The sequence below is a fragment of the Xanthomonas sp. MLO165 genome, assembly GCF_018831305.1.
Classification (GTDB): Bacteria; Pseudomonadota; Gammaproteobacteria; order Xanthomonadales; family Xanthomonadaceae; genus Xanthomonas; species Xanthomonas arboricola.
On record NZ_CP029263.1, the window covers coordinates 1,008,011 to 1,032,798 of the forward strand.

General features: G+C 66.5%; 25 protein-coding genes and 1 pseudogene. 5 read left to right on the plus strand and 21 right to left on the minus strand.

Annotated features, from left to right (window positions below):
• Window positions 1–113: 113 nt before the first annotated feature.
• The 6 genes from DGN21_RS04255 to DGN21_RS04280 form a co-directional block, all read right to left on the minus strand.
• Window positions 114–1,583: an aldehyde dehydrogenase gene (locus DGN21_RS04255; RefSeq protein WP_215825131.1), complete on the minus strand. Its 1,470-nt coding sequence runs from the start codon at window positions 1,581–1,583 to the stop codon at window positions 114–116.
• Between the two features lie 83 nt (window positions 1,584–1,666).
• The gene (locus DGN21_RS04260; RefSeq protein WP_046345766.1) at window positions 1,667–2,494 is read right to left on the minus strand and encodes a p-hydroxycinnamoyl CoA hydratase/lyase; all 828 of its coding nucleotides are present in this window, start codon (window positions 2,492–2,494) and stop codon (window positions 1,667–1,669) included.
• A gap of 34 nt (window positions 2,495–2,528) precedes the next feature.
• Window positions 2,529–3,002 (minus strand): MarR family winged helix-turn-helix transcriptional regulator, encoded by a 474-nt coding sequence (locus DGN21_RS04265; RefSeq protein ID WP_024938266.1) that lies wholly within the window; start codon window positions 3,000–3,002, stop codon window positions 2,529–2,531.
• A 145-nt stretch (window positions 3,003–3,147) separates the two neighbouring features.
• Window positions 3,148–3,543, minus strand: a complete 396-nt coding sequence (locus DGN21_RS04270) for a hypothetical protein (RefSeq protein ID WP_039530569.1) — start codon at window positions 3,541–3,543, stop codon at window positions 3,148–3,150.
• Window positions 3,544–3,709: 166 nt separating this feature from the next.
• Entirely contained in the window at window positions 3,710–4,432 is a 723-nt protein-coding gene (locus DGN21_RS04275; protein WP_016900745.1) for a hypothetical protein, read from the minus strand.
• An 81-nt stretch (window positions 4,433–4,513) separates the two neighbouring features.
• Window positions 4,514–5,416: an SMP-30/gluconolactonase/LRE family protein gene (locus tag DGN21_RS04280; RefSeq protein WP_215825132.1), complete on the minus strand. Its 903-nt coding sequence runs from the start codon at window positions 5,414–5,416 to the stop codon at window positions 4,514–4,516.
• A gap of 259 nt (window positions 5,417–5,675) precedes the next feature.
• On the opposite strand from DGN21_RS04280, the gene DGN21_RS04285 reads away from it, so the two are divergent.
• Window positions 5,676–6,785, plus strand: coding sequence for a Gfo/Idh/MocA family oxidoreductase (locus DGN21_RS04285; RefSeq protein ID WP_184457034.1), 1,110 nt, complete (start codon window positions 5,676–5,678; stop codon window positions 6,783–6,785).
• 272 nt (window positions 6,786–7,057) lie between these two features.
• Here DGN21_RS04285 and rlmM read toward each other — a convergent pair whose 3' ends face one another.
• From rlmM to DGN21_RS04315, 6 genes are all read right to left on the minus strand, one after another.
• The gene (rlmM, locus tag DGN21_RS04290; protein ID WP_184457032.1) at window positions 7,058–8,101 is read right to left on the minus strand and encodes a 23S rRNA (cytidine(2498)-2'-O)-methyltransferase RlmM; all 1,044 of its coding nucleotides are present in this window, start codon (window positions 8,099–8,101) and stop codon (window positions 7,058–7,060) included.
• 36 nt (window positions 8,102–8,137) lie between these two features.
• On the minus strand, window positions 8,138–8,698 hold the full coding sequence (locus DGN21_RS04295; protein ID WP_024938261.1) for a nucleoside deaminase: 561 nt from the start codon (window positions 8,696–8,698) through the stop codon (window positions 8,138–8,140).
• Entirely contained in the window at window positions 8,698–9,114 is a 417-nt protein-coding gene (locus DGN21_RS04300) for a hypothetical protein (protein WP_080689359.1), read from the minus strand. Before DGN21_RS04300 ends, DGN21_RS04295 begins: the two co-directional genes overlap by 1 nt.
• Before the next feature lie 176 nt (window positions 9,115–9,290).
• A complete protein-coding gene (locus DGN21_RS04305) occupies window positions 9,291–9,563 on the minus strand; it encodes a hypothetical protein (protein WP_126966995.1) in 273 nt (90 codons plus the stop codon).
• A gap of 40 nt (window positions 9,564–9,603) precedes the next feature.
• Window positions 9,604–10,533 carry a DMT family transporter gene (locus DGN21_RS04310; protein ID WP_065032012.1) on the minus strand — a complete coding sequence of 310 codons (930 nt, stop codon included), beginning with the start codon at window positions 10,531–10,533 and terminating at the stop codon, window positions 9,604–9,606.
• A gap of 217 nt (window positions 10,534–10,750) precedes the next feature.
• Complete coding sequence (locus DGN21_RS04315) at window positions 10,751–12,490, minus strand: glutamine--tRNA ligase/YqeY domain fusion protein (RefSeq protein ID WP_184577038.1); 1,740 nt, start codon at window positions 12,488–12,490, stop codon at window positions 10,751–10,753.
• Window positions 12,491–12,733: 243 nt separating this feature from the next.
• Here DGN21_RS04315 and DGN21_RS04320 point away from each other — a divergent pair, with 243 nt between their 5' ends.
• Complete coding sequence (locus tag DGN21_RS04320) at window positions 12,734–13,375, plus strand: glutathione S-transferase family protein (protein ID WP_102254739.1); 642 nt, start codon at window positions 12,734–12,736, stop codon at window positions 13,373–13,375.
• A gap of 1 nt (window position 13,376) precedes the next feature.
• Window positions 13,377–13,607: a DUF2007 domain-containing protein gene (locus DGN21_RS04325; RefSeq protein WP_016900736.1), complete on the plus strand. Its 231-nt coding sequence runs from the start codon at window positions 13,377–13,379 to the stop codon at window positions 13,605–13,607.
• Between the two features lie 141 nt (window positions 13,608–13,748).
• On the opposite strand, the gene DGN21_RS04330 is transcribed toward DGN21_RS04325, so the two are convergent.
• Genes DGN21_RS04330 through DGN21_RS04340 form a run of 3 tightly spaced genes read right to left on the minus strand, consistent with a single transcriptional unit; the run spans window position 13,749 to window position 16,824 of the window.
• Window positions 13,749–14,213 carry a response regulator gene (locus DGN21_RS04330; protein WP_024938256.1) on the minus strand — a complete coding sequence of 155 codons (465 nt, stop codon included), beginning with the start codon at window positions 14,211–14,213 and terminating at the stop codon, window positions 13,749–13,751.
• The gene (locus DGN21_RS04335) at window positions 14,210–16,120 is read right to left on the minus strand and encodes an ATP-binding protein (RefSeq protein ID WP_024938255.1); all 1,911 of its coding nucleotides are present in this window, start codon (window positions 16,118–16,120) and stop codon (window positions 14,210–14,212) included. The genes DGN21_RS04330 and DGN21_RS04335 overlap by 4 nt, the downstream gene beginning before the upstream one ends.
• A complete protein-coding gene (locus DGN21_RS04340; protein ID WP_184577036.1) occupies window positions 16,117–16,824 on the minus strand; it encodes a response regulator transcription factor in 708 nt (235 codons plus the stop codon). Before DGN21_RS04340 ends, DGN21_RS04335 begins: the two co-directional genes overlap by 4 nt.
• 124 nt (window positions 16,825–16,948) lie before the next feature.
• On the opposite strand from DGN21_RS04340, the gene DGN21_RS04345 reads away from it, so the two are divergent.
• A complete protein-coding gene (locus tag DGN21_RS04345; protein ID WP_024938253.1) occupies window positions 16,949–17,464 on the plus strand; it encodes an SgcJ/EcaC family oxidoreductase in 516 nt (171 codons plus the stop codon).
• 82 nt (window positions 17,465–17,546) lie between these two features.
• Window positions 17,547–18,197 carry a peptide-methionine (S)-S-oxide reductase MsrA gene (msrA, locus tag DGN21_RS04350; protein WP_024938252.1) on the plus strand — a complete coding sequence of 217 codons (651 nt, stop codon included), beginning with the start codon at window positions 17,547–17,549 and terminating at the stop codon, window positions 18,195–18,197.
• 330 nt (window positions 18,198–18,527) lie between these two features.
• Here msrA and DGN21_RS04355 read toward each other — a convergent pair whose 3' ends face one another.
• From DGN21_RS04355 to ahpC, 6 genes and pseudogenes are all read right to left on the minus strand, one after another.
• Window positions 18,528–19,097, minus strand: a complete 570-nt coding sequence (locus DGN21_RS04355) for a type 1 glutamine amidotransferase family protein (protein WP_016900730.1) — start codon at window positions 19,095–19,097, stop codon at window positions 18,528–18,530.
• Window positions 19,098–19,435: 338 nt separating this feature from the next.
• Entirely contained in the window at window positions 19,436–20,401 is a 966-nt protein-coding gene (tal, locus tag DGN21_RS04360; protein ID WP_039530548.1) for a transaldolase, read from the minus strand.
• A gap of 56 nt (window positions 20,402–20,457) precedes the next feature.
• A pseudogene (rnk, locus tag DGN21_RS04365) lies at window positions 20,458–20,899 on the minus strand (nucleoside diphosphate kinase regulator); the annotation flags it as partial.
• A 444-nt stretch (window positions 20,900–21,343) separates the two neighbouring features.
• On the minus strand, window positions 21,344–22,285 hold the full coding sequence (locus DGN21_RS04370; protein ID WP_024940621.1) for a LysR substrate-binding domain-containing protein: 942 nt from the start codon (window positions 22,283–22,285) through the stop codon (window positions 21,344–21,346).
• A gap of 79 nt (window positions 22,286–22,364) precedes the next feature.
• Entirely contained in the window at window positions 22,365–23,957 is a 1,593-nt protein-coding gene (gene ahpF / locus DGN21_RS04375; RefSeq protein WP_024940622.1) for an alkyl hydroperoxide reductase subunit F, read from the minus strand.
• A gap of 215 nt (window positions 23,958–24,172) precedes the next feature.
• On the minus strand, window positions 24,173–24,736 hold the full coding sequence (gene ahpC / locus DGN21_RS04380) for an alkyl hydroperoxide reductase subunit C (protein WP_016900725.1): 564 nt from the start codon (window positions 24,734–24,736) through the stop codon (window positions 24,173–24,175).
• Window positions 24,737–24,788 lie beyond the last annotated feature (52 nt).

Here is a 24,788-nt window from a genome sequence, read left to right on the forward strand (position 1 = left end):
GAACGTTCACCAGAAAGTGCGGACACACCGCAGGAACCGATGGACAAGGCAGTGCCTGTCGCATCGCGTTGCGACCGCGCTCTGGTGGTTGCGCGGTCGGTGGGCTGAAGGGCCTAACTGAGATAGATGGTCTTGGTTTCGAGGAAGGCGTGCAGCCCTTCGATGCCGCCTTCGCGGCCGATCCCGGAATGTTTGACCCCGCCGAACGGCATGTCGAAGTCCACCCACATGCCGTTGATCGAATGACTGCCGCTGCGCACGCGGCGGGCGATGCGGTAGGCGCGATCGGGGTCCTCGCTGTAGACCGTGCCGTGCAGGCCGAAGTCGCTGGCATTGACCTTGGTGATCAGGTCGGCCTCGTCGTGGTAATCGATGAAGCTCACCACCGGGCCGAAGATCTCTTCGCGGGCGATGGTCATGTCCGGCGTCACCCCGGCAAACACCGTCGGCTCGATGAAGAAGCCGCGCGGCAGATGCGTCGGGCGGCCGCCGCCCATGACCAGGCGCGCGCCCTCGGCGCGGCCTTGTGCGATGTAGGACTGCACGCGCTCGAGCTGGCGGCCAAGCGCCAACGGGCCCATGCCGGTCTCGGCTGCGAACGGGTCGCCCAGCTTGAGCGCGCCCACAGCCGCGCAGTACGCCTGCAGGATCTGGTCGCGTCGCTGCGCCGGCACCAGCACCCGGGTGAGCGCGAAGCACACCTGGCCGGTGATCGGCATCGAGTAGGGCACCAGGCTGGGCAGCAGTTTGGCGATGTCTGCATCGTCCAGCACGATCGCGGCCGACTTGCCGCCCAGCTCCAGCCCGACCCGCGCCAGCCGCTCGGCGCAGGCCACCCCTATCAGCCGCCCCGCCTGGGTGGAGCCGGTGAAACTCACCTTGTCCACCTGCGGATGGCGGATCAGCTGTTCGCCGACCTCGCGACCGCCCGGCAGCAGATTGAACACGCCATCGGGCACGCCGGCGGCGCTGATGCATTCGGCCAGGATGTAGGCGTCGATCGGCGTTTCCGGTGAGGGTTTGGCCACCACCGTGCAACCGGCCGCCAGGGCCGCAGCGACCTTGTAGCAGAGCAACACCAGCGGTGCGTTCCAGGGAGTGATCGTGGCGACCACGCCTACCGGCTCCTGCACGATATGCACGCGGCCGCCGTTGGCACGTGCACGCGGCTCCACGAATGGGTGGGTTGCGATCAGGTCGCCGTAATAGTCGAACAGGCCGGGTGCCTGCTGCGAGGCGCGGCGACTGAAGCCGATGGTGGCGCCGACCTGCCCGGTCCAGGCTTCGGCCAGCTCCGGCAGGCGCGCACGCAACCGTGCGGCCACGCGCTTGAGCACGACGCCACGCTCTTGCGGCGATAGCTGCGGCCAGGGGCCGCTGTCGAACGCGGCACGCGCGGCGGCGATGGCCGCCTCGGTGTCCGCCGGCGAGGGCTCGGTGTAGCGCAGCAGACGTTGTTCGGTGTGCGGGGCAATCACATCGACGTCGCGATCGCCGCTGCTTGCGCGCCATTGGCCGTCGATGAACAGGCCCAACGGCCCACGCGCGGCGATCCCGCGCAGGGTTGCGGACAAGGCTTCCATACTCCCTCCTCGGTGCAGAAAACCACTGGCAGCGCCAGCGATGCATGTGGTGCACGCATCGCTTCAGGCGCCGTAGGACGTGCTCAGGCGCTGTTTTTGGTCAGGTCGTATTCGCCCAGGCCAGGCTTGTAGCTCTTCTCGTCGATGAACTGACGGATGCCTTCCTTGCGGGCGTTGTTGTCGAACGAATTGGCCGCTTCCTGCATGCGCACCAGGTAATCTTCGGCTTCGTCGTAGGTCATGGTGCCGACCCGGCGCACCGCATCTTTTGCGTACTTCAGCGCGACCGGGTTCTTCCTGAGCAGCAGCTCGGCCACCTCGCGCGTGCGCGCCTCCAGCCGTTCCAGCGGCACGCTTTCGTTGACCAGGCGCCATTCGGCGGCCTTCTTGCCGTCGACCATCTCGCCGGTCAGCGTCATCCACATCGCATCGCGCATGGACAGCAGCTCCACCGCGACCTTGGTGACGCCGCCACCGGGCAGGATGCCCCAGTTGATTTCCGACAGGCCGAACTGCGCCTCGTCGGCGGCGATCGCCAGATCGCAGGCGAACAACGGCCCGAAGCCGCCACCGAAACACCAGCCGTTGACCATCGCGATGGTGGGTTTCTGGTACCAGCGCAGGCGGCGGAACCAGCCATAGGATTCGCGCTGCGAGCGACGTACACCGCGCAGGCCCTGGGCTTCGGTTTCGCGGAAATATTCCTTCAGGTCCATGCCGGCCGACCAGGCGGTGCCTTCGCCACCGAGTACCAGCACGCCGACGTTGTCGTCAAATTCCAGCTCGTCCAGCACGTCCATCATGCGGCGGTTGAGCGCCGGGCTCATCGCATTGCGTTTGTCGGGGCGTGCGAACTTCACCCAGGCAATGCGGTTTTCGATACGGACCGATACCACGTCATGCTCGTTCAAGCGGCGTCTCCTTCGAGTCGGTATAGAGTGGAAATCACAGTTCTTCGGCGAGCGCAGCGTCCGGCACGTTTGCCCGTTCCAACGTGGCGCTGGCGTTCAACTTGCAGAGTAGGCGGAGCAAGGTCTGCTGCTCGCTGGCCTGCAGGCCGGTGCAGGTGCGCGCGACCGCCCGCGCCAGGCAGCCCTGCGCGGTGCCGAGCGTGCGCTCGCCAAGCGGGGTGAGGTACAAACCCTTGCTGCGTCGGTCGCGGCCGGCCAGGCGCTCGATCAGGCCCTGCTCGGCCAGTGCGTTGGCGATCTTCATGCCGGCAGCGCGATTGACCAGCAGGCGGTTGCCCAGTTCGGTCTGGTCGCAGCCGGGCTGGTCGCGGATGTGGATCAAGGCGGTGACGCGCGCCGGGGTCAGGTGCAGTTCGGCCAGTTCCTGGCGCGCGGCGTGGCTGGAGGCCAGGGTCGCCAGTTGCAATTGATAGCCAAGGTCTGCGGCAAGGGCCAGGCGAGCGCTCATCGATCCATCCAAATTGTATCCGTTAAATACAATCTAGCCGACCGAAGCGGGCACTGCAAGAGGTTGTGGCGGTCATAAACGAAGGGCCATGCGCGCCTGCGTAGCGCGGACGCGCGCGGCCCTGTTTGCGATGCTGCCGAATGCCTTACTGGATCAGCCAGCCGGCCAGCTGTTCGCGGCTCAGGTGGCCGCTGTGCTGGGTGTCGAGCGCGTCGAATTCATCGGCCAGTGCCGGGTTGGCCTGTGCCTCGGCGCGGCTGATGCTGCCGTCGCCGTCGGTATCCATGGCCTGGAAGTCGATGCGGTAGCTGCCGACCACGCTGTTGGGCTGGATCGAGCGCACGATCACGCTGGACTCGCCGCGCGGGCGTTCCAGCTGCGCCTGATGGGTGACCTCGCCGCTGGACAGCGGCTGGGTGCGAATCACATTGGGCACATCGATCAGCGGCATGCTGCTGGCCGGCGTCGGCGCCTGTTGCGCGAGCGCGTGGCCGCCGAGCAGCAGCAATACGGAAAACGAAACGGTACGAACGGTGGTCATCAGATCCCCCTGATGTGGAACAGCCCGCAAGCATAGAGGCTGTCGGGCGTCCTGAGGTGTGCAACGTGCGCTCGGGCTGACGGCAGTGCAGCGTGCGCGATGCGGCATCGGCAACCGGAACCCATGGCCGCAGCACACCGTCGCACGCCGCATCCAGGACAGCGGCTCAGCCGGGGATGAATGGAAACACGATCTTCAACAAGCCCTTCAGACCGCCCTCGGCAGTGCTGGCCACGGCCTTGGCGCCCAGGCTGTTGAGCGCGCGCCGTACGTCTTCCCAACGCACCTGCGCGATATCCTTCTTCAACAGGTCCGCCACTTCTTCGGCGGTGGGCGTGAGCTTTTGCAGTTCGCGCACGGTGGCCTGCGGATCCGGTTGCAGATAGCCCCAGCGCTCGGCGACTTTCAGCAGCGTGTCGAAGCGTACCGCGACCACTTCGCGATTGCGCTCGTACACCGGCAAGGCACCCACATCCAGGATGGCCTGTTCGAATTGCTGCGCATCGTCCGGGTGCTCGATGCGTACCGCCAGAAAGCCTTCCTTGCGGCTACGCTCGCTGACGTGCTTGGCACCGGAGCGCAGGTTGTCTTCGGTGAGCACGTTGGCGACGATGCGCTGCATTGCCGCGTCGCCTTCCTCGGGTACCAGCGAGCGCCAGCGCGCATAGCCGTCACGACGCAGCGCCTTGACCTTGGCCGAGGTCACCCGCAGCTGCAGCGCGACCATCGCGTTGGAGCTGTTGCGCGAGATGGCGCCGTCGCGTTCGAGCAGCACGAAGATCAGCAATTCCAGATCGCGCTTGGTCAGCGATTGGAATCCCTGCAGCAGGGTCAGGCGCAGGAATTCGTTGCCGAAGGCAGCCGCGTCCTTGAGTTCGATCGGTTGCATGGGGAGTCCTCCACGGGTGACCTGCAGGATGCCAGGACGCTGTTGCGCGACCTGAGAACCGTTGCGACGCGCGCAGCAGTTTCAGCGTCCGGTTTCGCGGCCCGGACGATCGGACCTGAACGTTTCAACTGCGCCACGATCCTGCAAGGTGACGAACACCTGTTTGCCATCGGTGCCGCCGAACGCGACGTTGCTGGCCTTGCGGCCTTTCAACGCGACCGTGCGCAGCAACTTGCCCTGCGGTGAGACCACCGCGATCTGCCCGGCATCGTAGCGGGCGATATAGAGGTTGCCGTCGGCATCGCAACGCATGCCATCCATGCCGAAGTCCGGGAAGCTGATCAGCAGGCGCTTGTTGCGCAGGCCGCCGTCGACGCGGTCGTATATCCATACCTTGCGCGACATGCTTTCGTTGACGTAGAGATGCTTGCCGTCGGGGCTGACGTCCACCCCGTTGGGCGTGGTCATGCCCGATTCGATCAACGTGACGACGCCCTCGCGGCTGATGTGCCACAGGCGGCCGCTGTTGTCCTTCCAGTTCGGGTCGCTTGCATAGAAGCTGCCATCGGGCGCAATCGCCAGATCGTTGGGGCCGTCGGCGTCGGGCAGCGAGGCGAAGGTGCTGACCGCACGCGTCTGCAGGTTCACCTGCAGGATCTTGTGGCCGGTGAAGTCGGCCACGTACATCGTCCCGTCGCGGAAGCGGATGCCATTGCCGGTACTGCCCACGGGCAGGGTCACGAAGATCTCTGCCTTGGCGCTGCCATCGGCGTGCAGGGCAATGCGCGCGATGGTGCCGTCCTTGCCCAGATTCACCGCATAGAGCGCGCCATCCGGTCCGGCGGCAGGACCTTCGGCATTGTGGGTGAAGGCGCCATCGCCGATCAGGTCGCGCGCAACGAAGGGCGCATCGGCAGCGGTCGCCAGCGAGCTGGACAACAGCAACGCCAACGGCAGGAAACGGCGGCGTACGACAGCGGTCATGCGGCATGCTCCAGATGGGATCGTTGCCAGTGTGCCAGAACGTGCGCAGCGGCCATGGCGGTGATCACGCACGATCAAGTAAGGTGCCCGGGCAGCATTGGCCGACGAGCGACCAACAGCAGCACTGCGCCCATCTGCGGGCAGTGTGAGTGGGCGCGGTGCGGCATGTACCCACTGACACTCCGTGCGAGTGTGTCGTCGTCGCTGACGACCGCATGCGATGGTGTCAGCCGCTCTCAATCTTGCCAAGGAGGTTTGCATGTCCGTGGAATCGATCACACGTCGCCGTTTGCTCGCCGCGTTCGGCGGTGCCGGCATCCTGCTTGCTGCGCCCGGCTGGGCATTGCCGAAGAAAAAGCCGGGCAAACCGCTCAACGTGGCGTTGGCCGGCCTGGGCAGTTATGCCAGCGAACAGCTCGCGCCGGGCCTGGCATTGACCAAGCATTGCAGGCTGGCCGGCATCGTCACCGGCACGCCCGCGAAGATTCCGCAGTGGCAGGCCAAGTACGGTATCGCCGACCGCAACGTCTACAACTACGAGAACTTCGACCGGATCGCCGACAACGACGACATCGACGTGGTCTACATCGTCACGCCGACCCATCTGCATGCGCCGCTGACGCTGCGCGCGGCGGCGGCCGGCAAGCACGTCTGGTGCGAAAAGCCGATGGCGATGCATGCCGGCGAATGCGAGGCGATGATCGCGGCGTGCAAGCGCAACAAGGTGGCGCTGACCATCGGTTACCGCATGCAGCACGAACCCAACACGCGTCGCCTGATCGCGATGGCCAGCGAAAAACCGTTCGGCGCAATGCAGCGTGTGCGCGCCGAGGCCGGGTACAACGGCTATCACGATGCGACCAAGGCCGACCGTCCGTGGCGCTTGCGCTCCCAGTTCGGCGGCGGGGCGATGTACGACATGGGCGTGTATCCGCTCAATGCCGCGCGCTACACGGTGGGCAGCGAGCCGTTGGCCGTGACCGCCAAGCGCTGGACCGATCGCCCCGAGCTGTTCGACGAAGTCGACGAGCATATGGACTTCACCCTGGAATTCCCGAACGCGGTGCGTGCCGCGTGCAAGACCAGTTTCGGCAACAACATGAACGTGCTGCGTGCCGAATGCGAACGCGGCTGGTACGAGTTGTCGCCGTTCCAGAGCTACCAGGGCGTGACCGGCAAGGCCAGCGACGGGCGCGTGTTCGACGCCAAGGTGCCGCACCAGCAGGCACTGCAGATGGACGAGGACGCGCTGGCGATCATCAATGGCACCCCGCTGCGTGCGCCCGGCGAAGAAGGCCTGCGCGACATCCGCATCGTCGATGCGATCTACCGCTCGGCGCGCGAGGGCAGCAAGCGAATCGTGCTCTGATCGCGCCTAAGCTCCGTCAATCGACGGAGCAGGCGCCGAAGCCAAGCGAGCAGGCTGGCGCGCACCAGCCTGCCACGATGAAATCCCCAAGGGCCGTGCAGTCCAGCACCGAAAGTGGCTGCCGATCAATCACGCCGGACTGCCAGCACTGCCGACTGCGCTGATGTGGAACGCCACACCAAGTAATGCGATACCCGCCAGTACCCACAGCAACAACGCCACCAATCCCCCGCTCTTACGATTCCCCAATCCCGATTCCCGATTCCCCGCTCTCAACCCCGCATCGCCAACACCGTGATCTCCTCACGATCGTGATACAGCTGCTTGGCACGCACGATCAGCGATTTCTCGGCCTGCTGCTCGAACAGGTCCAGGCACAGGCGGGTCTCGTCCCAGCGCTTTTTCATCGGCAGCTTGAGGTTGAAGATGGTGTTGCGGCACCAGCCTTCGCGGATCCAGGTGGCCATGCGTTCGGCCACGCGGCGCGGTTGCTCGACCATGTCGCAGACCATCCAGTCCAGCGCCTGCGCAGGCTTCCAATGAAAGCCGTCGGCACGCAGATGCTCGACCAGGCCGGTTTCCAGCACATGATCGCGTAGCGGGCCGTTGTCGACGCTGGTGACATGCACATGCTGGCGGGTCAGCACCCAGGTCCAGCCGCCGGGGGCTGCGCCCAGATCGGCGGCGCGCATGCCGGGCTTGACCAGCGCTTCGCGTTCGTCCGGTGCGAGCAGGGTGAGCAGGGCTTCGTCGAGTTTGAGCGCCGAGCGCGATGGCGCCTCCGGCAACAGCTTCAAACGTGGAATGCCCAGAGGCCAGGGCGCGCTGTCGGCACTATCTGCCACCGCCAGCAAGGCGTGGTCGCCATCGAGAAAACAGATGTGCAGCCGTGCCAGGCGCGGCTGCGGCTTGTCGGTGAGCAGGCCGGCCTTGCGCAAGGCCGGACGCAAGGCGTTGCCGAAGCTGCGTGCCAGCCCTGCCAGCGGCTTGCCCGCGTCCGAATCCGGGTGTTCCACCCACAGATCGCCGAAACGCGGCTGGCCTTCCAATGCGGCCAGGATCGGCGTGATGCGGTCCTTGGGGTCGATGCCCTTGAGTTCGGCAATCACCACCAGCTTCTGCCGCGCGAAGATCAGCTCGCGCCAGTGCAGCCTGGCAGCCAGTTGTGCGGCCTCATCGCAGACGAACAGCACATAGCCGTCGTTGCGCTGGGTACGCGCATAGCCGGCGATGCCGACGAATGCGGCGCGCGCGCTCAACTCGGCGGCCAGCTCCGGCTCGAAGCCCTGGCGGCAGTAACACAGCAGGCCGCTCATCGCAGTGCCTGGCGTGCGCGATCGCTGCGGGGCAGATCAATAATGGTCACCGCCGCCCTCGCCATAGTTGCGCAGTACCGCGCAGGCCTGATCGCGATGCACGTCGCGCACTACCTCGATGCCGCGGCGGGTGAGCTCGCCCACCCAGTCGGCAGGCAACGGGCCTTCGTCGAATTCGGTCAGCGCCATCACGTCTTCGGCGCGTGCGCCGATCAGCAGGCGGTCGATGCCGGCCCACACCGTGGCGCCGTAGCACTGGCAGCACGGCTGCGCGGAGGTGGCCAGCGTCACTGGCGACAGCACATCGTTCAGGCGCGGCGTCTGCAGGCGCTGCTGCGCGAGCATGTAGGCCATGTTTTCGGCATGCGCCAGCGAGGTGGTCTGCGGCACCACGCGGTTCACCGCCGCGGCGATGATGCGGTGGTCCGGGCCGAACACGACCGCACCGAACGGGCCGCCGCTGCGCTCTTGCACATTCATCCGCGACAGTTCGATTGCCAGCGCCACCTTGTCCTCGTCGCTGGGATAGGCGCGGCTGTCGTCGACATGCGCGTGGATCCAGTCGGGCAGCGTGAGGTGGACTTGCGCGTAAAGCATCAGTGGACCATTTCTGTAGAGGGGGGAGCGGGGCGCAGTGTATCGGCCTGGGCGTCCTTTGCGGCACATTGCCCGGCCACGCACTGGCAGGCGCTGATCTCGCGGAAGCCGCACACGCTCATCATGCCGCTGGCCTGGCACTGCGCCATCACGCCTTTGGGGTCGGTGGCACTGTTGACGTTGACGCAGGCCGGGAAGGCGCCGCAGCAGTTGCCCACGTTCTTCACCGTGCAATCGGCGTCGGTGCGGCAGGTGGTGGTCACGGTGACCGGTTTGCCGGTGGCCGGGCCGCTTGCCGAGTCGGTCGCCGGAGGCGGCGCGGCGGTATCGGCCGGCGGTGCGGCCACGCAGCCGATCGACACCAGGCAGGCCAGCAGCAACAGCGTGCTCAGACACCGGGACAAAAGACGGGACATGCGGCCGCTCCGATCAGGACAGGTGAGCGGCCATGGTAAGCCCCGGATGCGCGGAATGTGGCGCGGGCTGGATCAGCTACGGAAAACCCGGGGATCGGGGCCCTGCGCGCGTTGCGGCTGACGACGCTGGCCGGGGCGCGGCGTGCGACCGCAACACGCCTGCAGCCTCAATGCAGTCAACGCTGTCTGCGCAGCGCCAGGTGGCAGCGCGTGGCAAGGTCCAGTTGCTGCATGCTTTCGTCGCGGCGATCGCTGGGCAGATCGTCATCTGGCCGGCCCGGAAGAAGCGTGCAGAACACCTCGGCCGGGGTCACCGCGTTCGAGACGGGTGGCTGCGGCGAGCAGGCCGCCAGGCCGAACGACAGGGAAAACACCGCGCTGCGCAGCGTGTTTGCAGGCGGGCGTGGACATGGTTGTGGGAGGCACATGGCGGCGTTGCTGGCGGACACAGCCTGCAATCTAGGCCGCTGCGTGCATCAGGTGCCGGCGTCATTTCGCTTCCGCATGCAGTGCTGCGCACCACAGCACGCCGACCAGCAGGCAGGCGATGGCGGCCAGCTCCAGTGGCGTGGGCAGGCGCATTTCCCAGGCAAAGCCGTACAGCAACGCAAAGACCGTCTCGAATACGATCATCTGGCCAACCAGAGTCAGCGGCAGCACCCGGCTGGCCCGGTTCCACAAGGCGTTGCCGATTACCGACGCCAGGATACCCAGCAACAGCGAGATGCCCCAGAAACTGGCCCAGTCGATCGGCGCATGTGGCGCGCTGCCGATCAGTGCGGCCGGCGCCAACAACAGCGCCAATGCGCCGGTGACCACGCCGGTCAGCAGCGACCAATCGCCACCTGACAGGTCCGGGCGCCGCCGCAGCCAGCGCGCATTGCCGATGGAATAGGCCGACCACGACACCAGCGCACCGACTGCGCACAGCAGGCCGGCGATGCGGGTGGCGCGATCGCTGGCGTGGTGAGCGGCATCGTGCTGCAAGGTGTCCAGGGCGACCAGCGCCACGCCGATGACGCACAACACGCAGGGCGCGGCCAGGCGTCGCAGTTGCACCGCGCCTGCGGCCCGCGTACCGATCACTGTGACCACCACCGGCAGCAGGCCGATGATCAGTGCGGTCGCCGCACTGCCGGCCCACTGCACCGCGCTGCTGAGCAGCACGTAGTAGATCAGGTTGCCCAGCAGGCTCAGACGCACCAGCGCCCACCATTCGGTGCGCCCCAGCCGCGCAGCGGTCTGGCGCGCGCGCGGTGCCAGCACCAGGGCTGCGACCGCGCCATACGACAGGTAACGGGCCACGGCCAGTTGCAACGGCGTGAACGCCGCCAGCAACTGCGGCGCCAGAAACACCAGTCCCCATAACGCACCTGCGCCGATGCCGCAGGCAACACCCACCATCAAGCGCTCACGCATCGTGCTGCTCCTTCATGCCATGCAGCATGCAACGAAGTGCGGCAGGCAGTCTCCATTGCGCTTGTTCATCAACTCAGAAGATACCGCTCTAAGGCGCCGTCCCCGCTGGCTGCATCACGCGTGATGACCACAATGGGTGCGCCGATCGCCGCAGGCCTCGCTGCGGCTGCCTGCTGCCGTTCCCGCGCCGGATGGCTGGCATCCGGCGCGGTCTGACTCACTTGGCCCAGGTGTCGCGCAGGGTCACGCTGCGGTTGAACACCGGCGTGGCGGCGCTATGGTCGCGGCGATCGGCAACGAAGTAGCCGGTACGCTCGAACTGGAACGACTGCTCGGGCGCTGCCTGTGCCGCGCTCGGCTCCACGTAGCCGCGCACGCTGCGCTTGGACTCGGGGTTGAGATGGTCGCGGTAGGTCTTGCCCTCGGACTCGTCATCGGGCTTTTCCACCGAGAACAGGCGGTCGTACAGGCGGATTTCCGCTTCCACCGCATGCGCGGCGCTGACCCAATGGATGGTGCCCTTGACCTTGCGGTTGGCGCCTTCCATGCCCGGACGCGACTCCGGGTCCAGCCAGCCACGCAGCTCGACGATCTCGCCTGCGTCGTTCTTGATCACCTCGTCCACGCGCGCAATGCCTGCGCCGCGCAGGCGGATCTCGCCGCCGGGCACCAGGCGCTTCCAGCCCTTGGGCGGGACTTCGGCAAAATCCTCGCGCTCGATCCACAGCTCGCGTGAGAACGGCACCTCGCGCGTGCCGAAGGATTCGTCCTTGGGATGGTTGGAAAAGCTCAGCGTCTCGCTGTGGCCTTCCGGCAGATTGGTCAGCACCAGCTTGAGCGGGTCGACCACGGCCATGCGGCGCGGCGCGGCCGCATCCAGGTCCTCGCGCAGGCAGCCTTCCAGCACCGAGAAATCGATCAGCGAGTTCTGCTTGCTGATCCCCACCCGGTCCACGAACAGGCGCATCGCCGCCGGCGTATAGCCGCGCCGGCGCAGGCCCTGCAGCGTGTACATGCGCGGGTCGTCCCAGCCGTCCACCAGCTGTTCTTCCACCAGCGCGGTGAGCTTGCGCTTGCTCATCACCGTGTAGTTGATGTTCAGGCGCGAGAACTCGATCTGGCGCGGCTTGGCGGCCTCGCGCGGCAGGCCCTTGTCCAGCAGCGGCTGCAGCAGCTCCGGATGCGCGGCCAGGTCCACCTTGTCCACGCACCAGTCGTAGAGCGGGCGGTGGTCTTCGAATTCCAGCGTGCACAGCGAATGGGTGATGCCTTCCACCGCATCGCCCAGCGAATGCGCGAAGTCGTACATCGGATAGATCGGCCACGCATTGCCGGTGTTCTGATGCTCGACATGCTTGATGCGGTACAGCGCCGGGTCGCGCAGGTTGATGTTGCCGCTGGCCATGTCGATCCTGGCGCGCAGGGTGCGTGCGCCATCGGGGAATTCGCCGGCACGCATGCGCCGGAACAGGTCCAGGTTTTCCTCGACGCTGCGCTCGCGGAACGGCGAATTGCGGCCGGGCTCGGTCAGCGTGCCGCGGTATTCGCGCACCTGCTCGGCGGACAGGTCGCAGACGAAGGCATGGCCGTCGCGGATCAGTTTTTCCGCGGCCAGGTAATACACCTGGAAATAATCCGATGCGTGGCGCAGCTGCGCCCACTCGAACCCCAGCCAGCGCACGTCGTCCTGGATGGCGACCACGAACTCGGGGTCTTCCTTGGCCGGGTTGGTGTCGTCCAGGCGCAGATTGCACAGCCCGCCGAACTCGGCGGCCAGGCCGAAATCCAGGCAGATCGCCTTGGCGTGGCCGATATGCAGATAGCCGTTGGGCTCGGGCGGGAAGCGGGTGCGGATGACCGTGTGCTTGCCGCTGGCCAGATCCTCGCGGACGATCTGGCGGATGAAGTCTTTCTTCTCCGCCGGGGCGGTGGCGTCGGTGGCTAGGGTCTCGGACATGCGCGCATCAGCAATAGGTAAACCGCAAGTTTAGGCGGTGGCACCGGTTAGGGGTAGGCGGCGTGTCGGGGCCGGCCATCGCGCGCCACCTGCGCGCGGTGGTCCTGCGCGCAAGCGCCTTGCTGCCGGGGGCCTGCATGGCTGGCCGCAGCCAGGCCGGCTGCCATCGGCAGGCGGCACGGCGGGCTGGCCGGCACCGCCGCCGGCGCGTACGCTGCGGCGATCCTTCGGAGTGCCCCACGCATGCCTTTGCCCCGCCTGGTGATCGGCGACAAGACCCTGTCCTCCTGGTCGCTGCGCCCGTGGCTGCTGCTGCGGCATTTCCAGGTACCGTTCGAAGAGATCGCGCTGCCGCTGGATACGCCGCAATTCCAGGCCCGCATCGCCGGTTATTCGCCCACCCGCAAGGTGCCGGTGCTATGGGACGACACCCTGCATGTCTGGGATTCGCTGGCGATCTGCGAATACGTCAACGAACGCTGGCTGGATGGCCGCGGCTGGCCGGCCGAGCTGTCGGTGCGGGCGCAGGCACGCGCGGCGGCGGCGGAAATGCACTCGGGCTTTGTGGACTTGCGCACCCAGCTGCCGATGAACCTGGCCCGCGCGCCTGGCCCGGCCCGCTGGGACGCGGCTGCCGAGCGCGACATCACCCGCATCCAGGCGCTGTGGGCCAGCCTGCGCGCCGAACACGGCCATGCCGGGCAGTTCCTGTGCGGCGATTTCGGCATTGTCGATGCGATGTTCGCCCCGGTCGCGCTGCGTTTTGCCAGCTACGGCGTGCCGTTGTTCGAGGCTGCCGGCGATTACCTGGCCGCACTGGATGCGCTGCCGGCACTGCGCGAGTGGAAGCAGGACGCCGCGCGCGAACGCCTGGAGCGCGGCTGACATGCAGATCGCGTATCGCGCCAGTCACATCATCGACGCGCATCTGGCCAAGCACGCGCTGGAGGATGCCGGCATCACCGCTTTCGTGTTCGGCGAGTCGCTCTTGGGCGGTGCCGGGGAACTGCCTGCCTTCGGCGTGCTGCAGGTCTGCGTGGCCGACCTGCACCTGAGCCAGGCACAGGCGGTACTGGCAGAGATCGGCCTGTGCGGCGAGGTCACCCGCGCGCTGTAGCGCAGCGCCCGTCGCAGGAGCGCACCCGGGCGCGACGTGGCGTTCATCGGCACAGCCACGTCGCGCCCGGGTGCGCTCCTACGCTGGTGTTATCGGCAAAGCTCCGGTCGCGCCCGGGTGCGCTCCTACGATGTGCGCGCGTCATTCCGGCTGGCGCCACCCTGGCGGCGCCGCATCCGGTGCGGCCAGCGCCCGCAGGCGTTTGAACAGCACGGTAGTTTCGGCCACGTTCCAGACCCGCAGCGCGACCTCGAAGGTGTCCAACGGCTTGGTCAGGAAGTCCTTGGCGCCCAGGCCCAGGGCGCGATGGCGCGCGCTGCGGCTGGGGTCGGCGGTGAGCACGATCACCGGCAGGAAGTGGCCGGGATCGGACAGCCGCGCCAGTTGTTCCAGCAGTGCATAGCCGTCGAGTTCCGGCATCTTCAGATCCAGCAGGATCAGGTCCGGCGCGAATGCCGACACCAGCCCCATCACCCGCAATGGGTCGGTGGTGGCGATGACCTGCTGGAAGCCCTCGCGCTGCAGCAGGTCTTCGAGCAGCCGCACATTGGCCGGCTCGTCGTCGACGATGAGGATGCGGGAACCCAGGATTTCGTCGCGTGTCATGCCAGCAGCCCGTCGATCACAGTGAAGAATTCCGCCACATCGAGCGGCTTGGTCAGATACGCGCGCACGCCCTGATTGCCGACGCGCGCCAGGGTGGCGGTGGTGGCATCGGCACTGATCACCACCACCGGCACGCCGGCGGTGGCCGGCTGCGCCTGCAGCTCGCGCAGCAGCTCTTCGCCGTTGCCGTCGCTCAGATGCAGGTCCAGCAGGATCAGATCCGGCACGCCGTGCTGCAGCAGCGCGCGCGCCTGCGCCAGGCTGGCCGCTTCCAGCAGCTGCCATTGCGGGCGGCGTTCGCTGAGGGTGCGGATCAGGGCCTGGTTGGACGGGTTGTCTTCGATGCTCAGCAGCCGGCACACGCCCGTGCCCGCGTTACTCGGCGGCACGATGGCGCGTGCCGGCTCGCTGCGTTGCGGTTCGCCCTGCGGCAGCGAGATCCAGAAGCGCGCGCCATCGCGGCTGCTGTCCACGCCGATACGACCGCCCATCGCCTCGATCAGCCGCTTGCTCAGTGCCAGGCCCAGGCCGGTGCCTTCCACCGCCGAGCGCTCGGCACCCAGCCGCTCGAACGGCGTGAACAGCCGCTCGATCTGCGCCGGCGTCAGGCCCGCGCCCTGGTCGGCGACCGTGATGCGCACCTGCTCGCCATCCGGCCGCGCGCTCACCTGCACCTGGCCGCCGGTGCGATTGAACTTGACCGCGTTAGACAGCAGGTTGAGCAATACCTGGCGCAGTCGCTGCGCATCGGCGCGCACCGTCCACGGCCCGTCGATGGCAGCCGGCTGCAGCGCGATGCCGTGCTTGTCCGCGTCCGGGGCGATCAGGCCCAGTGCCTCGTGGACGGCCGCGCGCACCGAGACCGGCTCCGGGCTCAGATCCAGTTGGTCGGCTTCGATCCGCGCAATGTCCAGCAGCTCGGTGATCAGCCCCAGCAGGTGCCGGCCGGCGCCGAGAATATGCTGCAGATGACGGCGATGCCCGGGCTCGGGCAGATCCATTTCCAGCACCTGCGCATAGCCCAGGATCGCATTGAGCGGCGTGCGCAATTCGTGGCTGCTGCGCGACAGGAATTCGGTCTTTGCGCGGTTGGCGGTTTCTGCCTCGCGCCGTGCCAGTTGCGCTTCGGCGGCACGTGCGGCGAGCAGTTCGCTGGCCTGCGCCAGGCGCTGGCCGACCTGGCCCAGCTCGTCGCCGGCGCGCGGTTGCGGCGCCAGCGGCAGGCCTTCGCCCAGCCGGTCGGCATTGGCGGCCAGCGTGCGCAGGCGCCCGGAAAGTGCCGAGGCGAACCACGCCACCGCGAACACCGCGCCCAGGCCGCCCAGCATCGCCGCACTTAAAGTGATGATGAGATTGCGCTGGCGCAGCCCCTGCGCCTTGGCGGTACGTAGCTGCAATTGCGCGGTTTCGTAATTGCGCAGTTCGCGCAGTTCGGCACGCAGGATGTCGAGCTTGTACTTGCCGTCCCACAGCTGGCGGATCTCTTCTTCGCGGCTCAGATCCGGTGCCAGCAACCGGCGCCACCCCTGCATCTTTTCCGCAAACAACGGTTTGATGCGCGCAAACCGTTGCGCCTGCCCCGGGTCGGTGATGCGTTGCGACAGCCGCTCGGCCACCCGTTGCAGGCGCGGCTCGGCATCGCGGTATGGGGTAAGGAATTCATCGCGGCGCACCAGCCGATACCCGCGCACGCCGGCCGCGGTTTCGGCCAATAGCGCGTGTGCTTCGTACAGATCGCTCAACACCTCCAGCGTCTGCCGCACATCGTTTTCGGCGGCGATGTTCTGCCGCTCCACGCTGTAGATCGCCATCAGGGCCACCGCCAGCAGCAGCAGGGGCAGGGTCACCACCGCCAGGCTCTTGCGGGTGATCGGCCAATCGTTCCAACGCACCGCCATTGCATTCATAGCGCGAGTCCGGCTTGGACCGCGTACACCGCGGCCTGGGTGCGATCTTTTACCTCAAGTTTCTGCAGGATTCGCTCCACATGCACTTTGACCGTGCCGGGAGAAATCCCCAGTTCAGCTGCCAGCGTCGCATTGGTGAGGCCGCGCGGCAGCAGGGACAGTACCTGTTTCTCGCGCTTGCTGAGCGCGGTGAGGCGGTCGTCCTGCACCGGCTTGCGCCGACGCGTGGCGATCGGTCTGGCCGGTTCGGCCACCATCGCCGGCAGCAGCAATGCGAAGGCCTGCAGCGCCTGCACATCGTCGTTGCCGGGGGCGGGACGGGTGTCGTTCCAGGCCACGCACAGCATGCCCAGGGTGCTGCCCAGCGCCTGGATCGGCACCTTGGCCTCGCGGATATCGGCCGGGCGCGGTGGCATCAGCCAGGCCGCTTCATGACTGTCGCCGGCTGCGCTGGCACCGGGCGGCAATGCGCGGCCGCGGCTGGCCAGCACCTGCGCGCGTGGCCCACGCTGTGCCAGCACCGCGCCATGTTCCAGGCCCAGCAACAGCAGCACCCGGCCCAGTACCGCGTCGCAGGCCTGTTCCGGCGTCTGTGCCTGACGCAGCGCCACCGCGACCTCCCAGAGCGCCTGCCAGCGTGCGCTGTCGGATGCTTCGCGGCGTAGCGTCAGGCGCCAATCTCCAGCATTGGTAGGGGTTTCCATGAGTTCGCTCTAGGCCGATCAGCATATTTGAGTATATGCCAGTCGGCAGAATTGTTGGGGCCGCTTGGTTTCGATACTGCGCTCGCCCGATGCGGCAACCCCCTCAACCACACGGAGATTTCCCATGCGTCGCACTCTGTTCTCTCTGGTTCTGGCTCTGGCTGCCACCCCGGCGCTGGCTGGCGGCGTGATGCACTACACCGACAAGGCCACGTTGCCGGCCGGCGGCGAAGAACGCGAAGTCGCCGCGCTGTTCGACACCTGGAACGCGGCACTGGCTACCGGCAATCCGGACAAGGTGGCCGATCTGTATGCCCCGGATGGCGTGTTGCTGCCGACCGTGTCCAACGAGGTCCGCGCCTCGCGCGAGCAGATCGAAAAATACTTCGAGATGTTCCTGACCAAGAAGCCGCAGGGCGTCGTCAACTACCGCACCGTGCGTGTGCTCGATGACGACAGCGCGGTGGATGCGGGCGTCTACACCTTCACGCTGACCGACAAGGACGGCAAGAAAACCGACGTGCAGGCGCGCTACACCTTTGTGTACGAGAAGCGCGACGGCAAGTGGCTGATCATCAATCACCACAGCTCGGCGATGCCGGAAGTGGACACCGCCACCGCCTCGGTGACCAGGAAGTAACGCCGCATTGGCCGTAGTGGCTTGAAAGCCGCTACGGCCGGCGCCATCCAGCAGGCAATCCTCACGATTGCGGAGTTGCACCATGCTGGGAATCGGCGCTTTCAAACAACGCATGCCACGTCCGGGCGAGGCCTTGCCCGGACGCGAGCAGGCACTACCGCTCCACAACACCCACCTGATCAACGGCCATCCGTTGCGCGGGGAATTCACCGGCCTGGCCCAGGTGCAGTTCGGGCTCGGCTGCTTCTGGGGTGCAGAACGCAAGTTCTGGAACCTGCCAGGGGTGTACACCACGGCGGTGGGTTACGCCGGCGGCGAGACACCCAACGCCACCTACGGCGAAGTGTGTTCCGGGCAGACCGGCCATACCGAAGCGGTGTTGGTGGTGTACGACGAAGCGTCGGTGTCGTTCGCACAGTTGCTGCGCACGTTCTGGGAAAGCCACGACCCCACCCAGGGCATGCAGCAGGGCAACGATGTCGGCACGCAATACCGCTCGGCGATCTATTGCACGACACAGGCGCAATACGACGCCGCGCTTGCCAGCCGCGATGCGTACCAGCAGCAACTGGACGCCGCCGGGTATGGCGCGATCACCACGGAGATCCGTTTCCCGGCGCCCACGTTCTACTACGCCGAAGACGATCACCAGCAATATCTCGCCAAGCATCCCAATGGCTATTGCGGGCTTGGCGGAACGGGAGTGAGCTGCCCGATCGGGCTGGATGCCTGACGGAAAGGCGGGCCGGATTGAAGCGCTGTCATCCACGTGATCGTGGCGGCGTGCCGATGGCCAACAGTGACCGGCAGCGTCATCACGATCAGGCAGCGCATGGGAGTGCATGCCAGGCAACTTGAATGGCTACGCCGGAGACGGCGTGGCCATCTTTTTTTGCGGCGCGCGCACCACGCGCCGGCACCGCCGCGGGTGGCCGAGCGGCGAACCGGCCCGGCGCATCATTGCGGTCAATCACGACCGCCGATCGGTGCAATGGATCGGTGCGGCGACCCACTGCATCCAGTCAGTGCAGCCAATGCGCCAGGCGTGCCGGAATCCGCCGGATCAGACGAACTCGCCGGCGAACATGCCGCGCAGCTGGGCGAGCATGTCGGTGCGTTCCGGATGCAGCAGTCGCATGCAGGCAAGCGCGAAGCCGACCGGGCTGGTGCCGGGTGCGGTGATCACGCCGTCGGCGGTCACCACCTTTTCGTGCCGGTATTGCGCAGCACCGGCATACGGCACCACGTGTTCCTGCAGGAAGGCCAGCGCGTTGCTGGTGTGCGCGCGCTGGTCGAGCAGGCCGGCATAGGCCAGGGCGATGGTGGCGCCGCAGATCGCCGCCACCGGGCGCTGGTGCTGCACGCGCTCGACCAGCAGGCCGCTCAGGCCGGGGATTTCGCCGGCCTGCCAACGCTCGCTGCCGGGCAGGATCCAGAGATCGGCATCCAGCGGCGCCAGATCGGAGAGGGCGAAGTCCGGGGTGATGCGCAGCCCGCCGATCGACTGCACCGGCTGACCATCGATGCTCGCGATGGCGACCTGGTCGCCGAACCATTCGCGCGCCGCCGGCAGGACAACGCCAATTTCCCAATCGGCCACGCCGTCGACCATCACCACTGCAATGTTTGCCATTGTCCGCTACGCCAGTTGAGGAACCCGGATTCTAGGCAGTGCGGCTTGCGCGGGTGTAAGCGACGTGTGGAGAACGACGCCGAACCGCGCGCCGATCAGGCCAAGACGCGCGCATGGCAGCTCAGTGGCGGCAGTGCGGGAGTCAATGCGCCCACAAGCTCGACGGTGCCTGGAAAGTACGGCGGCCCAGGCCGGCCGCAGTTTCCAATGCCAGCATCGCGAGGGCCTTGCCTTACGCGTCGTGGCTGCATTGTGTGCTGCGCAGCCAGATTGCAAAAACCAAAACGCCCACAGCCACCAGGCTGCAGGCGTTGGTACTGCGACCCGCGGTGCTGCGATCAGCCGGCGAGCTTGTCGGTGATGGTCTTGCGCAGTGCCTGCAGATCCTTGGCGAAGGCGTCGATGCCGCTGGCCAGCTTTTCGGTGGCCATCGGGTCGGCCGCCAGATCGGTGGCGAAGCTGTCGCTGTCGATCGGGGTGATCTGCGCGTTGTCGGCCTGCGCAGGCGAGAGCTTGCGCGGCAGTTCGCCGTGTTCGGCGTCGAGCTTTTCCAGCAGCTCCGGCGAGATGGTCAGCCGGTCACAACCGGCCAGGGCTTCGATCTGCGCGGTGGAGCGGAACGAGGCGCCCATCACCACGGTGGACGAGCCGCGCTGCTTGAACTCGTTGTAGACCGTGCGCACGAACACCACGCCCGGGTCTTCGTCGATGCTGGCCGGGGTCTGCCCCTGGGCGACGTAGTAGTCCAGGATCCGGCCGACGAACGGCGAGATCAGGAACACGCCGGCTTCCGCACAAGCCAGCGCCTGCGAGCGGTTGAAGATGAGGGTCAGATTGCAGTCGATGCCTTCGCGCTGCAGCTGGCGCGCGGCTTCGATGCCTTCCCAGGTGGCCGCGATCTTGATCAGGATCTTGTCCTTGGACACGCCACGCTCGGCGTACATCGCAATGAACTTGCGCGCCTTGGCGATGGTCGCCTCGGTGTCGTGCGCCAGGTCGGCATCGACCTCGGTGGAGACGCGGCCCGGGACCAGCTCGGCCAGCCTGACGCCGACGCCGATAGTGAGGCGGTCGGCCACTTCGTTGACGGTGCTGGTGCGGTCTTCGCCGCCGTGTTCGCGGCCCCAGGCCAGTTCGCGCTCGATCAGGTCGGCATACACCGGCAGATCCAATGCCTTTTTGACCAGGGTGGGATTGGTGGTGCAGTCGACCGGCTTCAGGCGCTTGATGGCGTCGTAGTCGCCGGTGTCGGCAACGACGACGGACAGGTCACGCAACTGGGCAAGCTTGGAGGGAGCAGTCATGCGGGTTCTCTCGAATCGTGGAACGGGTCGTGGATAGGACGCAGCGCGCTACGGTAGCGCGCCTGGCGTGTGAAGTCAGGCGCCGGCCAGGGCATGTTGATCGTGCACGGCGCTGACACGCAGACGCAGGTCGCGCCCGTCGGGCGTACGCCAGTCGATGCTCTGACCGACCGACAGGCCGAGCAGCGCACTGCCGACCGGCGCCAGCACCGAGATGCGGCCGTGCTGCACATCGGCCTCGTGCGGATACACAAGGGTGAGCGTATGTCGTTCGCCATGCAGCTCATCTTCGCAATCGATGCGGGAGTGCATGGTGACGACATCGCCGGGAATCTGGTCGGGCGGCACGACGCGTGCGCGGCCCAGTTCGTCACTCAGCGCGGTGGCGGCCGGGTGCTTGTTGAAAGCGGGGGAATCGAGCAGGGCCTCGAGCCGGGCGAGGTCGTGGCTGGAAACCAGGATGGACGGCGGCAAGCCGCTGTGATGCTGCGAAGTCATGGCAATCTCCTTGACGATGACGGCCCGCCAACATGGCAAGCCTCACTGCCCAGATGAGGGCGCCGCTGCCCGATCGCAATGCATGGCGAGATGGCGCAGTGCACGGCATGCGTCGGGCGAGGCAGGCGCGGCACTACCAGTTGCGGGTCGTGGCCATAGAACCATGCAAGCACGGCAGTGTTGCAGCGCTCAGGTGCGCGCCTTCACTCAGCGACAAGCGGCTGACTTGAAGTTTCCCGTCCGAGTCCACCACGTGCTAATGACACCACAACCGCCAGGTGCTTCCAGAGACATCGCGCCATAACCACCCACCAAACAAAAAACGACGCTTGCGCGTCGCTTATGTCCGAGAACAGGTGAAAAAACATTCCGCCAAGCAACCGCAGCCATGAAACGATTTCCCGATTCCCGATTCCCGATTCCCGATTCCCGATTCCCGATTCCTCAGGCCGCAACCGCCTTGGGCCCGGTCGCCGGCTGGTCCAGCGTGAACAGGCTCTCCGGCAGCTCCTTGAACAACTGCGCCAGCTGCTCCAGGAACGCGGTCATGGCCGAGCTGCGGCGCCAGGCCATGGCGATGCGGCGGCTGGGCTGCTTGTCTTCGCGGAAACGGATCAGGCGGATGTTCTCCGAGCGCGCGACCGGTGGTTTGACCGCCAGCAGTGGCAGCAAGGTCACACCGACATTGGCAGCCACCATCTGGCGCAGCGTCTCCAGGCTGGTGGCCTGGAATTCGGATTTTTCCAGGGCGCCAGCAAGATGGCAGACATCCAGCGCCTGCTCACGCAGGCAGTGGCCATCTTCCAGCAGCAACAGCCGCTGCTCGGACAGATCGTCCAGCGTCATGCTGTCGTGGCGCGACAGCGGATGGCCTTCCGGCACGGCCAGCACGAAGGGTTCTTCGAACAGGAATTCGGCATGCAGCTGCTCATCCTGCAATGGCAGTGCGAGCAGCGCCGCATCCAGCCGGCCTTCGCGCAGCTGGTGCACCAGCTGATCGCTTTTTTCCTCGATCAGCAGCAGTTCCAGGCGCGGGAACCGCTCGCGGATCCGCGGCACCACATGCGGCAACAGATACGGCGCCAGGGTGGGAAAGATGCCCAGCCGCACGGTGCCGGCTTCCGGATCCTGGCTGCGCCGCGCGGCTTCCTTCATCTGTTCCACTTCGGCCACGATGCCGCGCGCGCGCATCGCCGCTTCGCGGCCCGCCGGGGTCAGCATCACCTTGCGCGGCGCACGTTCCACCAGCGGCACGCCGAGCTCGTCTTCGAGTTTCTTGATCTGTGTGGACAGCGTCGGTTGACTGACGAAGCAGGCCGTCGCAGCACGGCCGAAATGCTTGTGGTCGGCCAGGGCGACCAGATATTTCAGGTCACGCAGATTCATGTGCAGCAGCCCTCATTGCGGTGACGGGGTACGACTGGAGCTTAGCGCCCGGGCTGGCCGGGCGCTGGCTTGAGTGCGCTTATGCTGCCTGGGCGACGTTGTCGGCGCTGACCGGTGCACTGGAGCGGATCAGGTAATCGAACGCGCTCAACGCAGCCTTGGAACCTTCGCCCATCGCGATCACGATCTGCTTGTACGGCACCGTGGTGGCATCGCCGGCAGCGAATACGCCCGGGACATTGGTCTGGCCACGGTCGTCGACGATGATCTCGCCGCGTGGCGACAATGCCACCGAGCCCTTGAGGAATTCGGTGTTGGGCAGCAGGCCGATCTGCACGAACACGCCTTCCAGATCCACGTGCTGGATGTCGCCGCCGGTGCGGTCCTTGTAGACCAGGCCGGTGACCTTCTGGCCATCGCCCAGCACTTCGGTGGTCTGCGCGCTGGTGATGATGCGCACGTTGTGCAGGCTGCGCAGCTTGCGTTGCAGCACTTCGTCGGCGCGCAGCTTGTCGTCGAACTCCACCAGCGTGACATGCGCCACGATACCGGCCAGGTCGATCGCCGCCTCGACGCCCGAATTGCCGCCGCCGATCACCGCCACGCGCTTGCCCTTGAACAGCGGGCCATCGCAATGCGGGCAATAGGCCACGCCCTTGTTCTTGTACTGGTCTTCGCCCGGCACGTTCATCTGCCTCCAGCGCGCGCCGGTGGACAGGATCACGGTCTTGCTCTTGAGCGAGGCGCCATTGGCGAGCTTGATCTCGATCAGGCCATCGGCACCGGCCGGAATCAGCTGCTCGGCGCGCTGCAGGTTCATGATGTCCACGTCGTACTGGCGCACATGCTGCTCGAGCGCGGCGGCCATCTTCGGGCCTTCGGTTTCCGGCACCGAGATGAAGTTTTCGATCGACATGGTGTCCAGCACCTGGCCACCGAAACGCTCGGCGGCCACGCCGGTGCGGATGCCCTTGCGCGCGGCGTAAACGGCCGCTGCCGAACCGGCCGGGCCACCGCCGACCACCAGCACCTCGAAGGCGTCCTTGGCGGCGATCTTGGCGGCGTCGCGCTTGGCTGCGTTGGTGTCGAGCTTGGCGACGATCTGCTCCAGCGTCATGCGGCCCTGGTCGAACAGCTCGCCGTTCAAGTAGACGGTGGGCACCGACATGATCTGGCGGGTTTCGACCTCGTCCTGGAACCACGCACCGTCGATGGCCACGTGCTTGATGCGCGGGTTGAGCACGGCGGCAAGATTCAGCGCCTGCACCACGTCCGGGCAGTTCTGGCAGGACAGCGAGAAATAGGTTTCGAACTGGTAGTCGCCATCCAGGTGCTGCACCTGCTCGATCAGCTCGGCGGCAGCCTTGGACGGGTGGCCGCCCACCTGCAGCAGCGCCAGCACCAGCGAGGTGAACTCGTGGCCCATCGGCAGGCCGGCAAAGCGCAGCGAGATGTCCTGGCCCGGCGTGGTCAGCGCGAACGAGGGCTTGCGCTGGTTGTCATCGCGGTGGATGTCCAGGCTGATCTTGTCCGACAGCAGCACCAGATCCTCGAGCAGGTCGAGCATTTCGCGCGAGCCGGCGCTTTCGTCGATCGAGGCGTTGATCTGGATCGGACGGGTAACCCGTTCCAGGTAGGCGGTCAGCTGGGTCTTGAGGTTGGCATCCAACATGGAGAACTCCTGGGAATGGGCAAGGGGAGGGCGTGGCGTCGCTGCGCTGAGGCAGGTCGCCGGGGAGGAGGGGATGAACCGCAGCCGGCGCGATGTCGGGAATGCGTGCTGGCGATGGCTGGCGGGCAGCCCGGCACCGGCTCCGGTTCACCCCCGGCCCAGTGCTGGGCCGGAGATGCTCCGGCCTCAACCACAGGCCGGAGGTATCAGTCGGTTTAGATCTTGCCGACCAGGTCCAGCGACGGAGCCAGGGTCTTGGCGCCTTCCTTCCACTTGGCCGGGCAGACCTGGCCCGGGTTGTTGGCGACGAACTGGGCAGCGGTCAGCTTGCGCAGCGTCTCGGTGACGTCGCGGGCGATCGCGTTGTCGTGGATCTCGAGGGTCTTGATGACGCCGTCCGGGTTGATGATGAAGGTGCCGCGCAGGGCCAGGCCTTCTTCTTCGATGTGCACGCCGAACGCGCGGGTCAGCTTGTGGGTCGGATCGCCGATCAGCGGGAACTGCGCCTTGCCCACGGCCGGCGAGGTTTCGTGCCACACCTTGTGCGAGAAGTGCGTATCGGTGGTGACGATGTAGACCTCGGCGCCTGCCTTCTGGAACGCGGCATAGTTGTCGGCGGCGTCTTCCACTTCGGTCGGGCAGTTGAAGGTGAAGGCGGCCGGCATGAAGATCAGCACCGACCACTTGCCCTTCAGGCTGGCCTCGGTGACTTCGATGAAGTTGCCGTTGTGGTACGCATTCGCCTTGAACGGCTGGACCTGAGTGTTGATAAGAGACATTGAGTTTCCTCGTGCGATGAAGGGGGCGGGGGATGGAACAGTCGCCATGGTA